Origin of the sequence: Mesorhizobium sp. M7A.F.Ca.CA.002.04.1.1 (genome assembly GCF_004022805.1) — a bacterium.
In the GTDB taxonomy this organism is placed as follows: domain Bacteria; phylum Pseudomonadota; class Alphaproteobacteria; order Rhizobiales; family Rhizobiaceae; genus Mesorhizobium; species Mesorhizobium ciceri.
Genome location: NZ_RZPL01000572.1, coordinates 1 through 3,849, shown reverse-complemented (window position 1 = coordinate 3,849; position 3,849 = coordinate 1). Strand labels below are relative to the sequence as shown.

Here is a 3,849-nt window from a genome sequence, read left to right as displayed (position 1 = left end):
AGGTCGTCGGCAGCGTCGCGGTCGCGCAAAAGCGAGCGTGCGTAACGGCGCAGGCGCGGTATTTCGCCAAGGATTGCTGCCTTCTTTTCGTCCATGACCGCTGGTTTCGAGGTCGCCCTTGTTGATCTGGATTGAACGCGCCTTCCGGGCGCGGCGCAAGCGGCCAGCGCGAAGCGGTCTCCCGCCCCGGTCACCCAAGCAATGAGATAACGCTGGCGAGTGCCGATTTATTCCCGGTCGGGGTGAAATCTTATTGTTCTTGCTTGCCTTTATCCGTTTTCCCTCGCCGCCCGTGTCAAAAGCCGCTGATAGAACAGGCCGATACCGATCAGAACCGCGCCGAGGCCGATGAAGGATAGCGCCCGGAGTACGCCTTCCAACTCCGACATGTCGAATATGAAGACCTTCAGCACGGCGATCGCGATCAGCGCGGCCGAAGCGATGCGCAGCACCTGCGATTTCAGCCAGACGCCAGCTGAGAGCAGCGCAACGCCAATCACCAGCCAGAGCGCCGAATAGGTGTAGGTTTCCAACTGGCCGAGGCCGCTCCACAGGCCGATGAATTCGCCCTTGAACAGGCGCCTCACCGACAGCGTGGCATAGGCGAAGGCAAGCGCGGCAGACACCACGGCCAGCATCTGCGCATACCATTTTGGCCGCTTGTCCCTGGCGTAGAGCGCCAGTCCCCCGGCGGCGACCGCCGGCAGGAGATAGGCGAGGAACAACAGGTTGAACACCGGGATACGGCCGGTCGATTCGTCGGTAAGCAAAGGATTCAGCACCACGAAATGCCTGACAACGATGAAAGCGACCGAGGCCACACCGGCGGCCATCGAACCATAGCGCAGCACCGAGCTTGGCGAGCGCATGTCGATGGCGACCAGGATGGCGCCGGCGCCGATGGCGATCAGGGTGTAGATCGACTGTTCGGCGAGCGTCATGGCACCCGTGTCGATGACGCCGCCATGCATGGCGTGGCGCACCAGCATGGCGAGCGTGAGCAGCGCAAACAGCGCCGCCGCCGCTTCCATGGCAAGGCGCGGTCGGCCGTTGGTGGTGCGCGCTAGCTGCCACGCGGCGAAGCCGAAGGCCAGTGCGGGCACGCCGTAGCCCGGCAGCAGCCAGTTGAACACCGGCGTCGTCGACAGGAAGCCGGCGCCGACAATGGTCGGGTCGAAGGCGACACGGCCAAGCACCGCGATCACCGCGCCGACCGAAATCCAGCCGAGCACCGGATAGGAGCGCCAGCGCGTGGCCAGCGCCGGCACGATGGCCGCCGCACCGAGCAGGATGGTGGTCCAGCCGGAATCGAAAGCCATATGCATGAGCAGGAGCCCGGCGATGGCCGCGCCGCCCAGGGCAAACGAGACCGCGACACCGCCCTTGAGCGGCGGCTCCTCGGCCCGCGCGATCCACTCGCCGCCGGCGGCGAAAATGACGACCAACAGTGCCGCTGCGGCGGCGTAGACAGGGTCACGGTCGAGATTGCCGAAAGTGAACCAGAGCGCCAGCAGGACGACCAGCGGGACGATGACGCCCCACGCCGCCCATGAGGCCGCACGTATCTGTGTCCCAGCGGCGAACCGGCGCGCGGCCCAGAAGCCGGCGCCGATGAAGACCAGGCCGAGTGCGATGCCGATGCGCAAGGTCAGCGCGTTGGACGTGGCCACCGGCAGTCCGTCGACGCCCAGGGCGCCGCCCGAAAAATCGGAAGCGATCGAGGTTGGCGGGATAATGCCGAGATAGATCAGCACCGTGACCAGTCCCGCGGCATAGAGGAGCGGCAGCGCCAGCGGACGATAAAGCGTGACCGCCACCATCGCGGCGATCACCACCGCGCCCGGCAAGGCATAGCCGGCGGCAGCAAAGGCCGGGTCTACCGACAGGCCCAGTGCCGAGAATGCGACGAACAGGCCAGGCACGATGGACGGCCAGTCGAAAGCCCTGTCTGGCGTGGTTTCGTCGCCACGGCGAGCGAGCCAGACAAGGGCGAGCACGGCCAGCGTGACGGCGTCGATGAGCAGGATCGCAGAGAGGTTCGCCCCCGGCGCATCGGTCATATAGAGAATGGTCCAGACACCGGTGCCGAAAAAGGCAGCCGCCATCAGCAACTTCCAGTCGCGCATGCGGGCGATGACGCCGGTGGCGGCAAGCACGATGGCGAGATAGCCGAACAGCGCCCAGGGATTGGGTGCCTGCGAGGCGACGAGCACCGGCGTCACCATGGCGCCGACAAGGCCGACGCCGGCCAGCGCCTGGCCGTGGACGAGCGCAGCGGCAATGGTTGCCACACCGATGGCCCCAAGCAGCGTGAAGGCGAGCGCCGGCCCGATGAAACCGTAAATGCCATGCGCGGCGTAGACGGTGCCGAACAGGATGAAGGCACCGGCCGCTGTCAAGATCGCCGGAATATAGGCGCCCGCGGCGCCTTGTACGGGCATCTTGAAGCCGGTGCGGCGGACGAACTCGCCGCCCACGACCAGCACAAGGCCGAGCGCGCCGGCCATGGTCAGCCGTACGCCGGGGCCGAAAATGCCGGCTTCGATGGTGTAGCGGATCAGGAACAGACCGCCCAGCGCCAGGGCGATGCCGCCGACCCAGACCGCCCAGCGGGTGCCGAGCGCGGTTTCGACATCGGATTGGCGGGCGGCTTTCGTCGCTCCGGGAAGCTCCGCGGGTTCCACCGCCTTCGGCGCCGGTTCTGGAGCGGTCCACGGCCCGGACACGATCTCGCCGGTCGAGTCTTCCGTTTCCGTGGGTGGCGCCGGTGCGGCGACCGGCTCGCTTGTCGCTGGAGAGGGAATGTCGGCCGCTGCCGCAACGGCTGGAATCACATCGGCGGGCACGTTGTCGGCCACCGTCTGTTCGGACGGCTTGGCCGCAGGCGGCACGGCTCCCGAGAGCACAAGGCTGCGCAGCGCGCCAAGCTCGCGCTCGACAAGGCCGATGCGGCTCTGCTGGCGCGAAATGATGACGAACAAGGCGATGATGGCGACAAGGCCGATCAGGCTCTCAAACATGGCGGTTCCCCCAAACCAGGCCAGTTTTCACTGACGTTTCGTCTCACTGACATGCAAATGCGGCGGCCAAACGGCCAGAAAACTCAGCGCGCCGCCAGATTGGCGGCCGGAAAGATCGAGCATGTTTCGGTGCCGAAAGCCAGCAGCTTGCCGCCGCCATCCTTCAGCGTCGCTTCCGACACCGCCAACGTGCGGCCCTTGTGAACAACCCTGCCCTCGCAGACCACTTCGCCGGTCTTCGGCGTGATGGGACGCGTCAAATTCACCTTGAACTCCGCCGTCGTATAGGCCTCGCCCTTTTCGAGCAGCGTCTGCACGGCACAGGCCAGTGCCGAATCGAGCAGCGTCGCCGCCCAGCCGCCATGCACGCTGCCCAGCGGGTTGAGATGGCGCTCGCTCGGCATGCCACGAAAGACAGCGCGCCCTTCCGAGACTTCGGTGAGAGTGAAATTCAGCTGGAAGGAAATCGGCGGCGCCGGATACTTGCCGTCGACGATGCGCTGCAGCAATTCCAAACCGGTGTATTTCAGGATGTCGGCGTGCGGAATGGTGCCGAGGCCGAGCGGTGAGACCCGGCCAGGATAAAGTTCGACTTCGCTCATGTGAGGATTTCTCTGGCTGCGTCCTCGCCAGCTATGGCCTTGCCGCGTGCGTGATGTTTGCGCAAGGCGGCGAGGAAGCCGGTACGAGCGTCCGGCGGCTCGATGCCGCGCGGCTCATAGACGTGGCGGTTGAAGAAGAAGCCGGTGAGCCGGAAGGCGTCGTCGACATCAGCCGCATCCGCGCGCAGGCCGGAGCCGCGCTGCAGGAAGGCCGGCAGAGCCAGCAT

2 protein-coding genes and 2 pseudogenes are annotated in these 3,849 nt (G+C 66.0%); all 4 read right to left on the bottom strand.

Annotation, left to right across the window (positions count from 1 at the left end; genetic code table 11):
* A pseudogene (locus ENZ75_RS35300) lies at nucleotides 1-194 on the bottom strand (RNA polymerase sigma factor); the annotation flags it as partial.
* 75 nt (nucleotides 195-269) lie between these two features.
* Nucleotides 270-3,020: a DUF2339 domain-containing protein gene (locus ENZ75_RS24475; RefSeq protein WP_063167700.1), complete on the bottom strand. Its 2,751-nt coding sequence runs from the start codon at nucleotides 3,018-3,020 to the stop codon at nucleotides 270-272.
* An 83-nt stretch (nucleotides 3,021-3,103) separates the two neighbouring features.
* Nucleotides 3,104-3,622: a PaaI family thioesterase gene (locus tag ENZ75_RS24470; RefSeq protein ID WP_013532579.1), complete on the bottom strand. Its 519-nt coding sequence runs from the start codon at nucleotides 3,620-3,622 to the stop codon at nucleotides 3,104-3,106.
* Nucleotides 3,619-3,849, bottom strand: a pseudogene (locus ENZ75_RS24465) (DNA repair protein RecO); the annotation flags it as partial. The gene ENZ75_RS24470 and the pseudogene ENZ75_RS24465, both read right to left, overlap by 4 nt.

Bases quoted from the DNA above. Each gene is read 5' to 3' on its own strand.
- ENZ75_RS24475 (WP_063167700.1), bottom strand. From the start codon at position 3,020: ATGTTTGAGAGCCTGATCGGCCTTGTCGCCATCATCGCCTTGTTCGTC.
- ENZ75_RS24470 (WP_013532579.1), bottom strand. From the start codon at position 3,622: ATGAGCGAAGTCGAACTTTATCCTGGCCGGGTCTCACCGCTCGGCCTC.